The sequence below is a fragment of the Listeria immobilis genome, assembly GCF_014322765.1.
Classification (GTDB): domain Bacteria; phylum Bacillota; class Bacilli; order Lactobacillales; family Listeriaceae; genus Listeria; species Listeria immobilis.
In genome coordinates this window covers 86805-104723 of the sequence record NZ_JAASTZ010000011.1, presented here as the reverse complement: position 1 = coordinate 104723, position 17919 = coordinate 86805, and the positions used below count along the sequence as shown (strand labels likewise).

The following is a 17919-nucleotide window of genomic DNA, read 5'->3' as shown; positions in this document are numbered from 1 at the left end:
GCATACAAAAAGCAGTTAACCAAGCAAAACATCTTTCAAAGTATGTCACGAAAAGGGAACTGTTTTGACAATTCTCCATTGGAGAATTGCTTTGGACTGTTAAAACAAGAAATGTATTATGGGGTAATTTATGCCAGCTTTAAACAATTGAAACAAGCAATAGAAGATTGAATACATTACTACAATCATCATCGAATTAAAACGAAACTTGGTTGTAGTCCTATTCAGTACCGCGAACGGATGACCGCATAAAAATACCAACCAGATTTCTCTGGTCGGCATTTGGTCTAACTTTTGGGTCTCGCTACAAGCTTATTGTTAAGACAAGCTTTTTTATTTTGTGTTTCTTGCTCGTTTATTCCATACTTTATAAGCAAGATAAATTATAATTCCAATAACTAACGCTAACATTAAATAACTAATAGGCCGCGTATATTTTTCCACTACACTCCAATTGGAGCCAAGCGAATAACCAAGCCAAGTGAGGAAAATATTCCACGGGATACAACCTAGAATCGTATAAATAACAAATTTCCATACATTCATCTTTGCAATACCAGCTGGTAAAGAAATAAATGTTCGAATAACTGGTAAAACACGACCGAAGAAAACGGCTCTAGCACCATAACGGCCAAACCAAAGTTCTGCTTTATCCAAATGTTTAACATTTAAAAATATATATTTTCCAAATTTCAGTACGAGCGCTCTACCACCAAATTTACCAATATAATAAGCAATTAGAGAACCAACAAGATTGCCCGCGATACCAGCAAATACGACTAGCCAGAAATTTAATTTTCCAGCCTCCGCCATAAAACCACCAAATAACATAATCACTTCACTAGGGAGCGGAATACAAACACTTTCAATCAACATTCCAAGAAAAATACCCCAATGCCCAAGTGAATCAACTAACCACATAGTAAAATCTTGTAAGCTTTGTATTAATGTATGTAACATTCAAAAGACTCCTTCAAACGATATTTAATTGGCAGAAGCAAGTCTTTGACCGATTCTGTCTTGTTCGATAAATCACGCTATTCATTATACCGAAAAAACATAAAAACGTCACTTTTTAAGAAATTTTTCTATATTGAATAGCATTTTAATTAGATAATCGGTATAATAGATAAGAATTGTTTTCAATGAAATGAGGTCTAAAATGAAAAATACAAAAGGAAAAAAAATTACAATCATTATTTCTATTATTGTCTTAATTTTAGTTATAGCTACTTTTTCTGGATATTATTATGTAAAATCACAACTGGAACCAAGGGATGAAGCAAGTAAAGATAAAATGGTCGTAGAAATTCCAGCTGGATCGAGCATTTCTGATATTTCTACTATTTTGGAAGATAAAAAAGTAATTAACAACGCTTCGATTTTTTCTTTTTATGTAAAATATAATAATGATACTAATTTAAAAGCAGGCAATTATGAACTTAGCCCAGCAATGAACACAGACGAAATCGTAAAAAAAATGCAAGAGGGCAAAACCATTGCACCTGAAAAACTAGTTATTCCAGAAGGTTATACACTAGACCAAATTGCTGAAAGAATCGTTAGCTATCAACCTAAACTTAAAAAAGCGGATGTTATAGAAACAATGGATAATCCTGACTTTATTGCAACTATGATGGATAAATACCCAGAAACAGTGACAAATGATGTATTAAATAAAGCGATTAAACATCCACTAGAAGGATATTTATACCCAGCAACTTACACCTTTAAGGAAACAAATGCAACAGCCGAAACAATTATTGAGGAAATGGTCAAAGCAACGGAATTGAATATTGCTAAATATCGCGATGAATTAACCAAACAAAAAATGTCCGTACACCATTTTCTAACCATGTCTTCTATTATCGAAAAAGAAGCAACAGAAAATGTCGACCGAAACAAAATTGCTAGCGTTTTTTATAATCGTTTAGCAAAAGATATGCCTCTTCAAACTGATCCAACTGTTCTTTATGCACTTGGAAAACACAAAAGTAAAACAACCTATGAAGATTTAAAAGTAGATTCACCATATAACACATACAAAAATAAAGGATTGCCACCAGGACCAATTTCAAATAGTGGTAGTTCTTCAATGGAAGCAACCTTATATCCTGAAAAAACTGACTATCTTTACTTCTTAGCTAACACAAAAACAGGACAAGTATACTTTTCTAAGACATTAGAAGAGCATAATAAATTAAAGGAAGAGCATATTACTAAAAATAATTAAAACAACCACTTGTCAGATACATGTTTTGCATGTTATTTGACAGGTGCTTTGTTTGTGAGGATAGGTGAAATGAAAAGTGAATGATATGATCCATGAGTATTTATTAAAACATATTCCTGAGAGCAGCCCTTTTTTTGTGGAGCTAGAAACATATGCGAAAGAAAATGAAGTACCAATTATGGAGCCAGACTCACTCTATTGCTTACTTCAAATTTTAGATATTCAAAAACCAAAAAAAATATTAGAACTAGGGACGGCAATTGGTTACTCCGCTTTAAAAATGGCTGATAAACTACCAAATACAGAAATTATCACAGTTGAGCGTGATGAAGAACGCTATAATAAAGCAATACATAACATTGAGCGATATGGAGCTTCTGACAGAATAAAAGTCCTATTAACCGATGCTATTGAAGGGGCGGAAGAAATTTTGGCATATGGCCCATTTGATGCGATATTTATAGATGCTGCCAAAGCGCAATATGAGAAATTTTTCCACATTTATACCGATGCTTTAGCCGCAGATGGTGTTATTTATAGTGATAATGTTCTTTTCAAAGGATTAGCGCTAGATATGTCGCCTGAAAAGCAGCGAAAACTTCGCGTAGCTAGGAAAATGCGTCATTTTAATGATTTTCTAGTAACTCACCCTGATTTTACGACAACCACCATTCCTCTTGGTGACGGCTTATCTATATCAAAAAGAAAGAAAACTGGAGGCGAATCATGACAAAAAAACCCATTGTAGTTGGTGTAACAGGTGGTTCCGGTTCTGGGAAAACAAGCGTAACAAAAGCAATTTGTGATCATTTTAGCGGACATTCCATTTTAATGATTGCACAAGATGTTTATTACCATGATCAAGCAAATATGTGTTTTGAAGACCGTTTAAAAGTAAACTATGATCATCCGCTTGCTTTTGATACTGAACTGCTTATTTCCCATATTGCAGCACTTCGGCGATATGAAACCATTGAAAAACCAATTTACGATTATGCAAAATATACCCGAAAAAAAGAAGTAGAAATTCAAGAGCCACGAGAAGTAATTATCTTAGAAGGCATTTTAATACTAGAAGATAAACGGCTTAGAGATTTAATGGATATAAAAGTGTATGTGGACACAGATGATGATATTCGTTTTATTCGTCGTCTATTAAGAGACATGAAAGAACGAGGAAGAACGATGGATTCCGTCATTGAACAATATCTTTCTGTTGTTAAACCGATGCATAACGAATTTATTGAACCAACTAAAAAATTTGCAGATATTATTATTCCAGAAGGCGGCGAAAATCACGTTGCTATTGACTTAATGACCACTAAAATTGAATCCATCTTACAAAAACATGTGTAAAATGAAGGTATCACTTGTCAAACCCGCAAAAGTAAGGTAAAATTTTTCTAGTAAATAGAGAGACATTTGCTTGCTATTTCAAGCGTGACATGTTAATCTTTCTGACGAGTAGTAATATTTGGTGAAGGTGCGGAGAGATACCTCCGTGCTTTTCTATACTATAATGAACCAACAAAAGGAGAGAAATAGATTGGCGACAGAAAAAGTATTTCCAATGACCCTGGATGGGAAAGCAAAATTAGAAAATGAACTTCAAGAGTTAAAAACTGTAAAACGTAAAGAAGTAGTTGAGCGAATTAAAATTGCCCGTAGTTTTGGGGATTTATCTGAGAACTCCGAGTATGATTCGGCAAAAGATGAACAAGCTTTTGTAGAAGGCCGTATCACTACTATCGAAAATATGATTCGTAATGCACAAATCATTGATGCAGCAGAAGCACATACTGGTATTGTAACACTTGGAAACACAGTTACTTTCATTGAATTACCTGATGGCGATGAAGAAACATACACAATTGTAGGTAGTGCAGAAGCAGATCCGTTTGAAGGGAAAATTTCCAATGATTCTCCAATTGCCAAAGGTTTACTTGGTCATAAAGAAGGAGAAGAAGTAACTATTCAAACACCAGCTGGCGATATGAGCGTGAAGATTCAAAAAATCACTGCATCCTAATTTAGCAATTTGCTAGTTGTGTTTTTACAGCGGTTACTTATAAGGTGGTGAAAGCAAATGGCAGATAATCGACAATCGAATAATCGTCGTATTAAACAAAATATGGTAGAAGGTTCGCGCTCACAGCAAAATACCAAGCGAAAAAAAACCAATTTGGTCTTAAATATCTTAATTATCGTGGTAAGCTTACTTATCATTGGTAGCTTGTATTTTGTTTTGTTTAAAACAGAAAGCGACCCAGCAGATCAACCGAATCAAACGGCATCTTCCACTGCGAAAAAAGAAGATGCCGCCAAATCAAACAAAGCCAGCAAAAAAGAAAAAGCAGCAAAAGATACAACAGAAACTACCGATAGTGATGACCCAAATGTGGCAAAAGTAATTTCAAAAGACTGGGAACCAATTGGCACAGAACAAACTGGTGAACACGTGAACTCCTATAGCTCAACCAGTGTCGACTGGCAAGAAAAGCGAAAAGCATTTTCTTTAGCAACAGACATCCCAATCGAAAATACTTCACTTTGGTTTGTAGAACAAGGTGCTGATCCGGCAACACAAGCAATCGGAACGCTTTCTACTAAAGAAACTCCCGATAAAGCTTATCGTGTCTATATTACTTGGGTAGATGGTGAAGGCTGGCAACCAACAAAAGTAGAAGAACTTAAAACAAACGATAAGAGATAAAGCACAGAAGTTAATTTGAAGCTTACTGTGCTTTTTTTTTGGAGGTTACATAATGAAAAAAATTGGTATTATTGGAGCAATGGAAGAAGAGGTAGCACTGTTAAAAGCTACTATGAAAAATCCAGAGGTAATAACGATTGCTGGTGCGAAATTCTACACGGGTGAAATTGCCAGCAAGGAAGTGGTTTTACTTGAATCAGGTATTGGCAAAGTAAATGCTGCATTAGGAACAACACTTATGGCAGATCGATTTAAACCCGAGCTAATTATTAATACGGGCTCTGCTGGCGGAATGGGCGAAGGTTTAACTATCGGGGATGTGATTATTTCAGATAGATTAGCTTATGGCGATGTTGATGTAACAGAATTTGGTTATACCTATGGGCAAGTACCACGCATGCCTGCCTTTTATCAAGGGGATGCGGTTCTTTTGAAAAAAGCAGAAACCATTTACCGTGATTACTTTTCAACAAGTGAAAACAAAGCTGTATTTGGTTTAGTGATTACTAATGACTCATTTATTATGCGTCCTGATCAGCACGAGATTATTCGAACATTTTTCCCAGATGTCAAAGCCGTTGAAATGGAAGCTGCTGCGATTGCGCAAGTGGCCTATCAATTTGATATTCCGTTTTTAATTATTCGTGCTATTTCAGATTTAGCAAACCAAGAAGCAACAATGTCATTTGATGAATTTATCCATTTAGCAGCCAAACAGTCGGCTACTTGTATTATAGAGTTACTTAAAATAATTTAAAAACATCCTGGAGTTTTAGGCTCCAGGATGTTTTTTATTTTACATATTCTTCTGTTAAAGAAAGGAAATCTTCTACATCTTTGGCAGCAAGTTGAACAGCTTCTTCCCAGAAATCAGCTTTACGTAAATCAACGCCTAAATGTTTGGCAGCAAGTTGTTCCGTAGTCATAGAACCAGTATCTTTTAGTAAGGCAATATATTCATCTTCGTATCCTGCACCAGCTGATTGCGCTTTATGGTAAATACCAAGAGAGAATAGGTAACCAAAAGTATAAGGAAAGTTATAAAATGGCACATCCGCAATATAAAAATGCAGTTTAGAAGCCCAGAATTGTGGATGATACTCATCTAAAGCATCTAAATAAGCTTCTCGTTGTGCTTCTTCCATTAAGGAATTAAGTCGATCTACCGAGACAACTCCTTGTTTACGAGCTTCATAAAAATTATTTTCAAAAATAAATCGTGCATGAATATTCATAAAGAATGCAATGCTTCGACCAATTTTATCTTCTAGCAAAGTAATTTTTTCTTCTTTTGTTTTAGCATCTTTGACAGAAGCGTCTGCAATAATCATTTCTGCAAAAGTAGAAGCAGTTTCGGCAACGTTCATTGCATAATCTGTGTTTTCAAAAGGTTCTTCCCGAATAACGTGTGAGTGGAATGCATGACCAAGTTCGTGAGCAAGTGTAGCTACAGTTCCAGGAGCCCCATCATAGGTCATAAAAATCCGGCTCTCTTTTTCAACAGGGAAATCGGTACAAAAGCCTCCTGGACGTTTATTATCACGATCTTCTGCTTCAATCCAGCCTTTTTCAAAAGCATTTTTAGCAAAGTTTGCCATTTTAGGACTGAATTTATTAAATTGCTCGATGATAAACTCGGCACCTTCTTGATAAGTGTATGTTTTTGGCTCGCTGGAGAATACAAGTGGAGCTTCCACATCGTAAAAGCTTAATTTTTCGGGACCAAGTAAATTTGCTTTTCTATCTAAGAAATGAACAAATGTGGGTTTATGTGTTTGAATGACATTCCACATTGATTTTAGTGTTTGTTCATCAAGGCGGTTAATTGAAAGGGGTTCATCTAATGTATTATCCCATTTACGAATATTGTATGTAGCAAGACGGAAGCCGGATAAATGATTTAATGTATCACTAAAAAGACGAGACTCTTGTTGCCAAACACGAGTATATTCTTTAAAAACAGTATGACGAACTTCACGGTCAGGATGGTTTAATAAATTAAGCGCTTGACCAGCAGAAACTTCTTTTTCCTCACCATCTAACGTTATTTTCATCCGTAATTTTCCAACAATTGTATCATAATGATCAGACCAGCCACGATAACCGTCTACAGCTAGTGCGTTAATAGCAGCTTCTTGCTCTTTAGTTCCTTTTTTACGACGGTTTGTTCTTGCCTCGCTTAAAATAAAACTAATTTGAGATAAACCATTTTGCTCCATTAATTCGTCCCATACACGGTCTGAAACTTGAGCAAATTTATCATGCCATTCATCTTCTGCGGTTGCGAGTGTAGCAACATATTGATAAATAAGTGCAGAAATTTCATTCGCACGTGTGTCATTAATATCCGCGGAAGCAAGACATTCTAAGAAAGATCCTGCTGTTAATAAGATTTTAGAGATATCCGCATTTTGGTTGACTAGTAAGAGGAATTCTACGGAAGCTTCAACATTTTCGGGAATATTCCACTCAGAAACATTCGCAACAAAACTATCTAAATCTTCCTTTACTTCTTTAAGTGTTTGCTGCAATTCTTCTGAGCCGCTACCTCCAGCATATATATTTTCTAAATCCCAGGTTAATGCATAATTATTCGACATTTGTATTCCTCCTTGAAAAATAACATTTCTTTAGGTATTATACCATTTTTCTCAGCTTTTTTTGTAAAATAAACAGAAAGATGGTAAAATTTATAGATTATTAGTCTAATTGAATGTATGATAGAATAGACTGTACTAAATAAAAGAATGAGGTGCCAATACGTGCTAAAGCAATTCTCACCAGATAAAATGTTGAATACTCCATTTGGAATAACAGCAGAACAACTTAGGAAAATGGGTAAAACCACGATCTTAACTGATTTAGATAATACACTGCTCGCATGGGATCAATTAGATGCTACCGATGAAGTAATCAACTGGTTTACGATATTGAAAGAAGAAGGAATTAAAGTGATGATTTTTTCTAACAATAATGAAGAACGAGTTGCTCGTGTGGCAAAAGCAATTGATGTCCCTTATTTAGCTCGAGCAAAAAAGCCACTTGGGGGTAATTTCCGCTGGGCATTAAAAGAAATGAATGCAACGCCAGAAGAGACTGTGATGATTGGAGATCAAATTATGACAGATATATTCGGCGGAAATCGGCAAAAGTTAACTACTATTTTTGTTCGTCCAGTAAAACAAACAGATGGTATGGCAACGAAATTAAACCGAATGATGGAAAGCATTATTTTGAAACGATTAGCTAAGAAAAACAAACTCAAGTGGGAGGAATCACTTTGACAGAAGAAATTAGATGTATTGGTTGTGGAGCAGTTATTCAAACCGAAAATCCGAACGAAATTGGTTACGCGCCAAAATCATCTCTAAATAATGAACAAGTAATTTGTAAAAGATGTTTTCGGTTGAAGCATTACAACGAAATTCAAGATGTTGCTTTAACGGATGATGATTTTTTACGCATTTTAAATCAAATTAGCTCTAAACAAGCTTTAATTGTTTATGTAGTAGATATTTTTGATTTTGATGGCAGTTGGTTGCCAGGATTACCACGTTTTGCTGGAAATAATCCGGTTTTATTAGTAGGAAATAAAGAAGATGTTTTACCAAAATCATTAAAACGTGATAAATTAACGCGGTGGATGCGAACACGTGCTAAAGAGCAAGGTTTAACAGCCGCAGATGTTGTATTAGTCAGCGCAGAACGGGGACACGGATTTGATACCTTATTAGAAAAAATGGACGAGCTTAGAAATGGGCAAGATGTATACGTTGTTGGTTGTACGAATGTTGGAAAATCAACGTTAATTAATCGGATTATTAAACAAGCTTCTGGTGAAAACAATGTAATTACTACATCACAATTCCCAGGAACAACACTTGATAAAATTGAAATTCCACTTGCGGATGGAAGTGAATTAGTAGATACACCAGGGATTATTAATCATCATCAAATGGCTCATTTCATTGATACCGCTACTTTAAAAGCAATCACACCTAAAAAAGAAATAAAACCCGCTGTTTTTCAATTAAATGAAGAACAAACGCTATTTTTAGGCGCGCTTGCTAGACTAGATTATGTTTCCGGTGGCAGAAAATCACTAGTTGTCTATGTATCAAACAACTTGCCAATTCACCGAACAAAATTAGAAAAAGCAGATGCACTATATGAAAAACAAGCTGGGTTAGTCCTTCAACCACCTACCGAAGAAGGAATGAAAACACTGCCAAAACTAGTTCCATATACGTTTAATGTCAAAGAAAAAGCCGATATCGTCTTTTCTGGACTTGGCTGGATAACGATTCCAGAAGGTGGCGCGAAAATTACTGCTTGGGTCCCAGAAGGCGTTAGCGCAACTATCCGGACATCACTCGTTTAAAATAAAGGAGGCTTGTCATTTGGAAAAATATGTAGTAATCGGAAATCCGATCAGACACTCTTTATCGCCAGCTATGCAAAACCGGATTTTCCAAGAACTTGGAATGAATGCTAAATATGATTCTGTTTTAATAGAAGAAGCTGATTTTGAAACAGAAATAACAAGACTAATGGATTCAGGAGTCGTTGGATTTAATATAACCACTCCTTTTAAAGAGCGGATTTTACCATTTTTAGATGAGCTTGATAGTCTAGCAACAGCTTCGGGTGCAGTAAATACAGTCCTTCGAAAAAATAAAAAATGGTATGGTTTCAACACAGATGGCAAAGGATACCTAGAAGGCTTAGAAGAAATTCGATTGATTACCGAAAATGACTCCATTTTAATTACAGGAGCAGGTGGCGCAAGTAAAGCTATTTATCTTGCACTAAAAAATTATACAACCGCAAAAATAACAGTTGCCAATCGTACATCAGAAAAAGCGGTGGAAATGACAAAAAATCATAGCAATCATCAAGCAATGACACTAGATGAAGCTGAAAAAAACTTAGCTGATTTTACGATAATCATCCAAACAACTTCGATTGGTTTAGAGGCCTCCAAAAACAAAAGCCCCATTTCGTTAGCTAATTTAACGAAAGGAACAATTTGTTCAGATATTATTTACAATCCAGCCGAAACTGCCTTCTTGAAAGAGGCAAAAAAATACGGAGCAATCACGCAAAATGGTTTACCGATGTTTGTTAATCAAGGAGCACTTGCTTTTGAAATATGGACTGGCGTAAAACCAAATCGTTCACTGATGAAAGATGCAGTACTCGAACAATTAGGAGGAAACTAATGTTAACAGCTACACAAAAACGTTTTTTAAGAAAAGAAGCTCATAGTATTCAACCAATTTTCCAAGTTGGAAAGGGAAGCGTATCGCCAAACTTGATTGTTCAAGTAAAAGAAGCGCTTGAAGCAAGAGAATTAATTAAAATATCCATTCTTCAAAATTGTGATGAAGATAAACAAACTATTGCCGAAAAAATTAGCAGCCGAGCAGGTGCAGATATTGTCCAAGTTATTGGCAGAACAATTATTCTTTATAAGACTTCTGTTAACAAACAACAAATTAAGTTACCGTAATTTGGAGGAAAAGCGTCATGAAACATAAAATCGGTATTTTAGGCGGTACATTCGATCCACCTCATTTAGCGCATTTACGAATGGCAGAAGAAGCAAAAAAACAACTAGGACTTGAGAAAATTCTTTTTCTACCAAATAAAATTCCGCCACACAAACAAATTAGTGGAATGGCATCAAATCAAGCTCGTATAGAAATGCTTGAATTAATGATAGCTGACCATGAGGCTTTTGAAGTGGATGCACGTGAATTAGCACGTGCGGGAAAATCCTATACGTATGATACAATGCGTGATATGATAAGCGAACAGCCTGATATGGATTTTTACTTTATTATCGGCGGCGATATGGTAGAATATTTGCCAAAGTGGTATCATATAGATGACTTAGTAAAAATGGTGACATTTGTGGGGATTAATCGTCCTTGTTATCAAACTGAGGTTCCGTATAAAGTTCTCCAAATTACTATGCCAGAAATGACCATTTCTTCTACAGAAATTCGAAATGATATCGAAAATGCACAAGCTGTTTTACCAGAAAAAGTTTGGTCATATATAAAGGAGCATCAACTTTATGGAAAGAAATGAAATGTTAAAAAAAGTAGAAGCAGCTATGCCAAGTGAACGTTTTAAACACACATTAGGCGTAGAAAAAGCAGCTGTAGAACTTGCAGAACATTATCATATGGATGTAGAAAAAGCGAGAATTACTGCGTTATTACATGATTATGCAAAGTACTATCCAGATGAAGAAGCAAAAAAAATCATCGAAAACGAACATTACGATCCACGACTACTTGCATTTCATCGTTCATTATGGCATGCCCCTGTTGGTGCTTATTTAGCAGAGACGGAATTTGGTATTTCAGATAACGAAATACTAGAAGCAATTCGTGTGCATACTACAGGAAGTGCGTCCATGTCTGATTTTGATAAATTAATTTATTTGGCGGATTATATAGAGCCAGGCAGAACCTTCCCAGGAGTATATAAAGCACGTAGGCTGGCAGTAAAATCACTGGATGCAGCAATGTTATTTGCTTTATCAAGTACCATCACGCATTTAATCAAAAAGCAACAATCCGTTTTCCCGGATACGCTTGATGCTTATAATTATTTTGTTAATTTAAATTTGGAAGGAGACTATCAATAATTTGAACAGTTATGACACATTAATGCTGACCGCAAAGGCAGCAGACGATAAAAGAGCAGAGGATATTTTAGCACTAGATATGAAGGGGTTATCAAGTTTTGCCGATTATTTTGTTATCTGTCACGGTAATTCGGACAAACAAGTGCAAGCAATTGCTCGTGAAATTAAAGAAAAAGCACTAGAAAACAAAGTGGATGTAAAACGCTTAGAAGGATTTGATGCAGCACAGTGGATTTTAATCGATCTAGGTGATGTGATTATCCATGTGTTCCACAAAGAAGAGCGCTCTTACTATAACCTAGAAAAACTATGGGGAGATGCACCGCTTGTAGATATTTCTGCTGCGTTTGTTTCTTAAATAATTACAAAATGGGCGGGGAAATTTTTCTCGCCTGTTTTTTTAAGGAGAAAAGTATAATGAGTTATGAATATTTCCCAGGATTTTATGATAGACTAATGGACTCAGAACTTTATGATGAATGGGTTCAATTTTCTACTGATTTTATTGGCGACAAACCACAAGATATTCTTGATGTTGCATGCGGAACTGCTGAATTTGCTATTCGTTTAAGTTTTTTAGGGCATTGTGTGACCGGGGTAGATTTTTCCAAAGAAATGGTCGCTGTTGCAAAAGAGAAAATTGCCGCTGCAGAAATAGAATTGTCCATTTTAGAGCAAGATATGTCTAAACTTTCCATAAAACAGACTTTTGATGTGGTGACTTGCTTTTGTGATTCACTTAATTACTTAGAAACTGAAAAAGCATTGGAAGATACAATTCAAGCTGTTTCAGCACACTTAAAACCAAATGGCCTTTTTTTATTTGATGTTCATTCTGTCTATAAAATAGATACGGGTTTCAAAGATTACTCATACGGAGATAGCGAAGAAGAAATTTCGACCATTTGGAATTCTTTTCCTGGAAAATATCCGCATTCAGTAGAACATGAACTTACTTTCTTTATCTTAGGTGAAGATGAAACTTATCATCGTGTAGACGAACTACATAAAGAACGAACTTTTCCAATTGCCACCTATAAAAAACTTCTAAAAAAATATCAATTTACAAAAATAGAGGTTTATGCAGATTTCAGCCAAGAAAAACCAACTGATACAAGTGAAAGAATCTTTTTTGTAGCAAGAAAGTAATTTTAATTAATTGCTTTCTTTTTTTTTGCCTTTTTTCCTCTTAATGATCAAAAAGGAATTTCGAAGCGCATGGCGAATATTATTATTAAGGATGGTGATATTAATGGTTACGTACATGAAAAAACATAAAAATTATTTGTTAATTGGTTTCGCTATTATTTGCATTGGGCTTATCTATCTATTTTTACCGAATGAAGAAATAGCTGAAGTAACCGCAACTCCAGTAGATGCTACTGAAACAAAAGCAGAAAACGAACAAATAAAAAAGCCAGCATATATTTATATTGATATCAAAGGGGCTGTCCGTTCTCCTGGCGTATATAAGCTTCCTTTAGATGCAAGAGTGCAAGATGCTGTTAAAACTGCTGGAGGACTCACTGAAGAAGCCAACAATGCCCATTTGAATTTAGCAGAGAAATTAAAAGATGAAATGAGTATTTATGTTTATAAAAAAGGAGAAGAAGTAGCAGAAGCAGACAATGTAAATCAAAACCAACAAAACACGGCTACGGAAGAGAAGATTAATCTCAACATTGCTACTACAACTGATTTACAACAAGTTCCGGGGATTGGTGCGTCAAAAGCGACAGCCATTATTGAATATCGTGAAAAAGAAGGATTATTTCAGACTATAGAAGATTTACAAAAGGTCACAGGCATTGGAGAAAAAACAGTAGAAAAACTAAAAGAATATTTGGATGTAAAATAATAAAAGTGGTTGACGAACTTCCTATTGAACACCTATACTAATATTTATCAAATCATAAGGGAGTTTTTAGAGTGCAAAGAATCGCATGGGATCAGTTTTTTATGGCACAAAGTCATTTAATATCATCACGAAGCACATGTACAAGGTTAATGGTAGGTGCAACTATTGTTCGAGATAAGCGCATTATCGCTGGTGGATATAATGGTTCTATAGCTGGCGGAGATCATTGTGCTGAACATGGTTGTTATGTAGTGGATGGACATTGTATTCGTACCATTCATGCCGAAATGAATGCAATATTACAATGTGCTAAATTTGGTGCTTCAACAGATAACGCGGAATTATATGTGACACATTTTCCTTGTCTAGCATGCACTAAATCGATCATTCAAGCAGGTATAAAGAAAGTATATTTTGCGGAGGATTACAAAAATCATCCTTATGCATTAGAACTATTCGATTTAGCGGGTGTAGAATTACAAAAAGTAGAATTTGATGAATCTGTTCTCCAAATAAACAATTGGAATTCAGAAAAAATGCATACTTTAGTAAAAGAAGCCGCAATTGAAGCGGATATTGAATCCGAGAAAGCAGAACTACTCTTTCAAAACATCGCAGAAAAATTAACTTAATAGGGAGGGGACGTTATCGAGCGTTATTTGGCTATTATCATTTTAGCTATTATTTGTGCAGCCATTGGAGGCTCTTTCGTTCCCATGTGTATCTGTTTGCTCGCTATCATTGCTTTTAAAAAGAAATCCAAGCTACTTCTTTTCTTAATCCTCATTTATCTTTTTAGTACTTTTTACTTCAATTTTATGGATAGTCGAAATACTTCACAGTTTACTACTTTAGATTTTGCAGCAAATTGTCAAATAACAGATGATTTAAAGGTGGATGGTGATAGTTTTCAATCAGTTGTTTATTGCAATAATGAAAAATTACAGTTAAACTATAAAATCCTTACTGAAAAAGAGCAGCAAAATTTAAAACAGCTCACTTATGGAAGTTTTGTTTCAATTGTTGGAACGTTAGAAGAACCTCAAGTGAATCGTAACCAAGATCAGTTTAACTATAAAGCATATCTCTATAGACAAGGAATTAACTATACCATACAAGCGACAACACTCCATATTTCCCAAAATAAATCATCCTCTTTTTTACTATACATTAAAAACATTCGCTTAAAACTAATAGAACATATAAACACAAATATCTCACCTAAAATTAATTCCTATTTTCTTGCATTAATCACTGGAGATAAGAGTGGTTTTTCAGCAGAACTTTATGAAGATTATCAACAAATGGGAGTAGTACATTTACTTGCAATTTCAGGACTTCATGTTAACTTGTTGATTGGAGCAATTTATTTTGTTTTAGTGAAAATAGGTATTACTCGAGAGCGGACTGCCACACTACTATTAATTTTTTTGCCATTTTACAGTATATTAACAGGGATGAATGCGCCGGTTATTCGTGCTGCAATGATGACTGGATTACTATTGTTAACCGAAAAATTTTCTATTAAATGCAGCTCCTTTTCTGTTATAAGCCTCTCTTTTATTTTGTTTTTTCTTATACGACCTTATGTTATTTATGAAGTTGGTTTTCAACTCTCTTATGCTGTATCATTTGGCATCATTATTTCCTCATCTATTATTTTAAAAAAGCAAAAACATCCACTAATTCAATCACTTTCGATATCTTTAATTTCAACTATGATGTCCTCGGTTGTCATGATGTATCATTTTTATTCCTTTTCTTGGGTAGGTATATTTTTCAACTTACTATATGTCCCAATATTTACAATTATTCTTTTGCCAGGTTGTTTCATAGTATTATTGTTATCATTTATTTCTCCCTTATTAATTACAGTTCCAGAAACTATTCTTTCAGTCTGTATCCAAATAATGGAATTTTTGACTAACATTTTTGCGCAGCTTCCAAAACAAACTATCACTACAGGCAGACCAAATACTGTCTTATGTTGCCTATTTATTCTTGTCATAACATTATTTTTTTATCATTGGCAAAGAAAATCATTCCCCAAAATTCTCTTTAGCTGTTTTATATGTTTATGTTATATCTCAAGTTTTAACCTTACCGGGAAAATTAGTTTTATTGATGTCGGCCAAGGAGACAGTGTTTTAATTCAACTACCAAATAATCAAGGTAATTATTTAATTGATACTGGGGGACAACTTCCATTTACTAAAGAAGCTTGGGCACAAAGGCGAAAACCTTTTACAATTGGATCTAGTATTTTGACACCAGTACTAAAATCAAAAGGAATTAGTACTCTAGACAAAGTGATTATTACTCATAGCGATGCAGATCACATGGAAGGGCTAGAAGAATTACAAAAAAACATAGCGATTAAAGAACTAGTGTTTGCCAAAGGGGCTGACAAGAAAACAATAATGAAAGACACATTAAAAGCTATGCCAAAAGTGAAACAAACCACTGTATTAGCAGGTATGAATTGGCAAATTGGTGATAGTACGTTTGAATATCTCTATCCATTGCATGCTGGAGAAGGCGGAAATAACGATTCACTTGTTATAAAGGCGCAGTTAGACAATAAAGTATGGCTTTTTACAGGAGATATAGAAGCTAGTGGTGAAGAAGTTTTATTAAGTCAACCTATAAAAGCTGATATATTAAAAGTAGGGCACCATGGCAGTAAAACTTCTACTACTAAGAGTTTCATTGATAAAGTAAAACCAACTTTTGCTATTATTTCTTGTGGAGTTCAAAATCGTTTTGGGCATCCACACACAGAAACGCTAAATACACTACAAGAAGCAGGTGCAACAATTATCCGAACAGATTTACAAGGAGAAATAACGTATACATTTGGAAAAGGTTTTAAAACTGTGCTTAAATAAAAAGTACAAATTAAGACTATTATCTTTCCGGTTTGCTTGATTGGTCGTTAAAAAATGCAGAAATAAAACTTGCTATCTCTTATTCCATGTTTTACCATAGAAAGGTAACTAAGAGTGAAATGAGGCGAAAATGATGCTGCCAGAATGGAAACAGATTCGTTCCAAAAAAATAGCCCCTGTTTATTTAATCATTGGTACGGAAGATTATATTATTAACGAAACAAAACAACTTTTAATAGATAATATTTTAGATGGAGAAGATGTAGAATTTAATTATGCTAATCTTGATTTAGAAGAAATGCCGATAGAAGCAGTTGTTCAAGAAGCAGAAAGCATGCCATTTTTTGGAGATAAACGCTTAGTAATGGCAAACAATCCGATTTTTTTAACATCAGAAAAAAGTAAAAATAAAGTCGAGCATGATATTGCTAAATTAGAAGCATATTTAAAAGAACCAGTGGACTATTCCGTACTTTGTTTTGTGGCGCGAGTGGAGAAATTAGATGAACGCAAAAAACTGACTAAACTCCTTAAAAAAACTGCCACAGTAATTGAAGCTAAAAGACCAAGTGAAAATGAACTAAAGAAGTGGATTGAAAGCAAATTAAGTGAAAACCAAATGCAAATGTCCCAAGTAGCAATTACTCGGCTTATTGAATTAACAAGCGGACAACTTACGACAGCGATGAATGAATTACAAAAATTAATGTTATTTTGTTTTGAAACGAAAGAAATTATGATTCAAGATGTTGAATCTTTAGTAGTCCGATCACTAGAACAAAATATCTTTTTATTGTTAGATAAAATGATTGCAATGGATATCGCTGGTGCACTTCGAATTTATTATGATTTATTAAAACAAAAAGAAGAACCAATCAAAATTCTCGCACTAATTTCAAGTCAGTTTAGATTGTTAAACCAACTAAAATTACTTGAACAGCAAGGATATTCACAACAACAAGCAGCAACTAAGTTAAAAGTGCATCCATTTCGAGTAAAATTGGCATCCAAACAAGCAAAGAATTTTTCGGAAACGCAACTAAAGCAAGCATTAAAACGATTAGCTGAAATAGACTATGAAATGAAAACTGGTTTTGGTGATAAAGAACAGAAACTAGAATGGTTTTTATTTGAATTACAAGATAATCGACAAAAAATGGTATAAAAATAAGCTTTGTCTCCACAGACAAAGCTTATTTTACAAACAAAAAACACCACACAAGGTGTGATGTTTTATACCGATATCGGTATTATTTAGCTAATTTAGCAGCTAAGCGAGATTTGTTGCGAGCAGCATTGTTTTTGTGAATCAATCCTTTGCTCACAGCGCTATCTAATTTCTTTGAAGCTTCTACGTAAAGATCTTTCGCGTTGTCCGCGTTGTTTGCAGCTGCTTCATCAAATTTTTTGATAGCAGTACGCATTGCAGAACGTTGAGATGCATTACGGCTGTTGCGAGTTTCAGCAGTTTTTACACGTTTAATTGCAGATTTAATATTTGGCATTCCATTCACCTCCGTCCAAACTAATGAGGTAGTATTTATTTCATATAACATACCTTTTTAA

General features: G+C 34.7%; 21 protein-coding genes and 1 pseudogene. 19 read left to right on the top strand and 3 right to left on the bottom strand.

Annotation, left to right across the window (positions count from 1 at the left end; genetic code table 11):
- Positions 1 to 252 (top strand): annotated as a pseudogene (locus HCJ50_RS15810) (IS3 family transposase); the annotation flags it as partial.
- 81 nt (positions 253 to 333) lie between these two features.
- Here HCJ50_RS15810 and HCJ50_RS09950 read toward each other — a convergent pair.
- Positions 334 to 960 (bottom strand): DedA family protein, encoded by a 627-nt coding sequence (locus tag HCJ50_RS09950; protein WP_185349375.1) that lies wholly within the window; start codon positions 958 to 960, stop codon positions 334 to 336.
- A 202-nt stretch (positions 961 to 1162) separates the two neighbouring features.
- On the opposite strand from HCJ50_RS09950, the gene mltG reads away from it, so the two are divergent.
- The 6 genes from mltG (at position 1163) to HCJ50_RS09920 (ending at position 5703) form a co-directional block, all read left to right on the top strand.
- A complete protein-coding gene (gene mltG, locus HCJ50_RS09945) occupies positions 1163 to 2233 on the top strand; it encodes an endolytic transglycosylase MltG (RefSeq protein WP_185349373.1) in 1071 nt (356 codons plus the stop codon).
- Between the two features lie 76 nt (positions 2234 to 2309).
- Positions 2310 to 2963, top strand: a complete 654-nt coding sequence (locus HCJ50_RS09940) for an O-methyltransferase (protein ID WP_185349371.1) — start codon at positions 2310 to 2312, stop codon at positions 2961 to 2963.
- On the top strand, positions 2960 to 3589 hold the full coding sequence (gene udk, locus HCJ50_RS09935) for a uridine kinase (RefSeq protein WP_185349369.1): 630 nt from the start codon (positions 2960 to 2962) through the stop codon (positions 3587 to 3589). Before HCJ50_RS09940 ends, udk begins: the two co-directional genes overlap by 4 nt.
- 190 nt (positions 3590 to 3779) lie before the next feature.
- On the top strand, positions 3780 to 4262 hold the full coding sequence (greA, locus tag HCJ50_RS09930) for a transcription elongation factor GreA (RefSeq protein ID WP_185349368.1): 483 nt from the start codon (positions 3780 to 3782) through the stop codon (positions 4260 to 4262).
- A gap of 57 nt (positions 4263 to 4319) precedes the next feature.
- Positions 4320 to 4946, top strand: a complete 627-nt coding sequence (locus tag HCJ50_RS09925; RefSeq protein ID WP_185349367.1) for a DUF1510 family protein — start codon at positions 4320 to 4322, stop codon at positions 4944 to 4946.
- A 52-nt stretch (positions 4947 to 4998) separates the two neighbouring features.
- Positions 4999 to 5703, top strand: coding sequence for a 5'-methylthioadenosine/adenosylhomocysteine nucleosidase (locus HCJ50_RS09920; RefSeq protein ID WP_185349366.1), 705 nt, complete (start codon positions 4999 to 5001; stop codon positions 5701 to 5703).
- 34 nt (positions 5704 to 5737) lie between these two features.
- Here the strand turns inward: HCJ50_RS09920 and HCJ50_RS09915 are convergent, their stop codons facing one another.
- Positions 5738 to 7546: a M3 family oligoendopeptidase gene (locus HCJ50_RS09915; protein WP_187127553.1), complete on the bottom strand. Its 1809-nt coding sequence runs from the start codon at positions 7544 to 7546 to the stop codon at positions 5738 to 5740.
- 162 nt (positions 7547 to 7708) lie between these two features.
- Between HCJ50_RS09915 and HCJ50_RS09910 the strand changes: the two genes are divergently transcribed.
- The 12 genes from HCJ50_RS09910 to holA all read left to right on the top strand — a co-directional run bounded on the left by HCJ50_RS09910 (position 7709) and on the right by holA (position 17518).
- On the top strand, positions 7709 to 8230 hold the full coding sequence (locus HCJ50_RS09910; protein WP_185349364.1) for a YqeG family HAD IIIA-type phosphatase: 522 nt from the start codon (positions 7709 to 7711) through the stop codon (positions 8228 to 8230).
- The gene (yqeH, locus tag HCJ50_RS09905; RefSeq protein ID WP_185349363.1) at positions 8227 to 9327 is read left to right on the top strand and encodes a ribosome biogenesis GTPase YqeH; all 1101 of its coding nucleotides are present in this window, start codon (positions 8227 to 8229) and stop codon (positions 9325 to 9327) included. The genes HCJ50_RS09910 and yqeH overlap by 4 nt, the downstream gene beginning before the upstream one ends.
- A gap of 19 nt (positions 9328 to 9346) precedes the next feature.
- A complete protein-coding gene (aroE, locus tag HCJ50_RS09900) occupies positions 9347 to 10168 on the top strand; it encodes a shikimate dehydrogenase (protein WP_185349361.1) in 822 nt (273 codons plus the stop codon).
- Complete coding sequence (gene yhbY / locus HCJ50_RS09895; protein WP_185349359.1) at positions 10168 to 10458, top strand: ribosome assembly RNA-binding protein YhbY; 291 nt, start codon at positions 10168 to 10170, stop codon at positions 10456 to 10458. The genes aroE and yhbY overlap by 1 nt, the downstream gene beginning before the upstream one ends.
- A 17-nt stretch (positions 10459 to 10475) precedes the next feature.
- The gene (locus HCJ50_RS09890; RefSeq protein ID WP_185349357.1) at positions 10476 to 11042 is read left to right on the top strand and encodes a nicotinate-nucleotide adenylyltransferase; all 567 of its coding nucleotides are present in this window, start codon (positions 10476 to 10478) and stop codon (positions 11040 to 11042) included.
- Entirely contained in the window at positions 11029 to 11607 is a 579-nt protein-coding gene (gene yqeK / locus HCJ50_RS09885) for a bis(5'-nucleosyl)-tetraphosphatase (symmetrical) YqeK (RefSeq protein WP_185349355.1), read from the top strand. The genes HCJ50_RS09890 and yqeK overlap by 14 nt, the downstream gene beginning before the upstream one ends.
- A 1-nt stretch (position 11608) precedes the next feature.
- The gene (gene rsfS / locus HCJ50_RS09880; RefSeq protein ID WP_185349353.1) at positions 11609 to 11965 is read left to right on the top strand and encodes a ribosome silencing factor; all 357 of its coding nucleotides are present in this window, start codon (positions 11609 to 11611) and stop codon (positions 11963 to 11965) included.
- A 59-nt stretch (positions 11966 to 12024) separates the two neighbouring features.
- A complete protein-coding gene (locus tag HCJ50_RS09875) occupies positions 12025 to 12756 on the top strand; it encodes a class I SAM-dependent DNA methyltransferase (protein WP_185349343.1) in 732 nt (243 codons plus the stop codon).
- A gap of 103 nt (positions 12757 to 12859) precedes the next feature.
- Positions 12860 to 13465 (top strand): helix-hairpin-helix domain-containing protein, encoded by a 606-nt coding sequence (locus HCJ50_RS09870; RefSeq protein ID WP_185381130.1) that lies wholly within the window; start codon positions 12860 to 12862, stop codon positions 13463 to 13465.
- A 71-nt stretch (positions 13466 to 13536) separates the two neighbouring features.
- A complete protein-coding gene (locus HCJ50_RS09865; RefSeq protein ID WP_185349339.1) occupies positions 13537 to 14097 on the top strand; it encodes a ComE operon protein 2 in 561 nt (186 codons plus the stop codon).
- Between the two features lie 33 nt (positions 14098 to 14130).
- Positions 14131 to 16353: a DNA internalization-related competence protein ComEC/Rec2 gene (locus HCJ50_RS09860; protein WP_311769593.1), complete on the top strand. Its 2223-nt coding sequence runs from the start codon at positions 14131 to 14133 to the stop codon at positions 16351 to 16353.
- Between the two features lie 133 nt (positions 16354 to 16486).
- A complete protein-coding gene (gene holA / locus HCJ50_RS09855; RefSeq protein ID WP_185395663.1) occupies positions 16487 to 17518 on the top strand; it encodes a DNA polymerase III subunit delta in 1032 nt (343 codons plus the stop codon).
- Positions 17519 to 17603: 85 nt separating this feature from the next.
- Here the strand turns inward: holA and rpsT are convergent, their stop codons facing one another.
- On the bottom strand, positions 17604 to 17858 hold the full coding sequence (rpsT, locus tag HCJ50_RS09850) for a 30S ribosomal protein S20 (protein WP_003726526.1): 255 nt from the start codon (positions 17856 to 17858) through the stop codon (positions 17604 to 17606).
- Positions 17859 to 17919: the final 61 nt, after the last annotated feature.

Coding starts and splice junctions, on each gene's coding strand:
- HCJ50_RS09950 (WP_185349375.1), bottom strand. CDS start 960: ATGTTACATACATTAATACAAAGCTTACAAGATTTTACTATGTGGTTA.
- mltG (WP_185349373.1), top strand. CDS start 1,163: ATGAAAAATACAAAAGGAAAAAAAATTACAATCATTATTTCTATTATT.
- udk (WP_185349369.1), top strand. CDS start 2,960: ATGACAAAAAAACCCATTGTAGTTGGTGTAACAGGTGGTTCCGGTTCT.
- HCJ50_RS09925 (WP_185349367.1), top strand. CDS start 4,320: ATGGCAGATAATCGACAATCGAATAATCGTCGTATTAAACAAAATATG.
- HCJ50_RS09920 (WP_185349366.1), top strand. CDS start 4,999: ATGAAAAAAATTGGTATTATTGGAGCAATGGAAGAAGAGGTAGCACTG.
- HCJ50_RS09915 (WP_187127553.1), bottom strand. CDS start 7,546: ATGTCGAATAATTATGCATTAACCTGGGATTTAGAAAATATATATGCT.
- yhbY (WP_185349359.1), top strand. CDS start 10,168: ATGTTAACAGCTACACAAAAACGTTTTTTAAGAAAAGAAGCTCATAGT.
- HCJ50_RS09890 (WP_185349357.1), top strand. CDS start 10,476: ATGAAACATAAAATCGGTATTTTAGGCGGTACATTCGATCCACCTCAT.
- yqeK (WP_185349355.1), top strand. CDS start 11,029: ATGGAAAGAAATGAAATGTTAAAAAAAGTAGAAGCAGCTATGCCAAGT.
- HCJ50_RS09875 (WP_185349343.1), top strand. CDS start 12,025: ATGAGTTATGAATATTTCCCAGGATTTTATGATAGACTAATGGACTCA.
- HCJ50_RS09870 (WP_185381130.1), top strand. CDS start 12,860: ATGGTTACGTACATGAAAAAACATAAAAATTATTTGTTAATTGGTTTC.
- holA (WP_185395663.1), top strand. CDS start 16,487: ATGCTGCCAGAATGGAAACAGATTCGTTCCAAAAAAATAGCCCCTGTT.
- rpsT (WP_003726526.1), bottom strand. CDS start 17,858: ATGCCAAATATTAAATCTGCAATTAAACGTGTAAAAACTGCTGAAACT.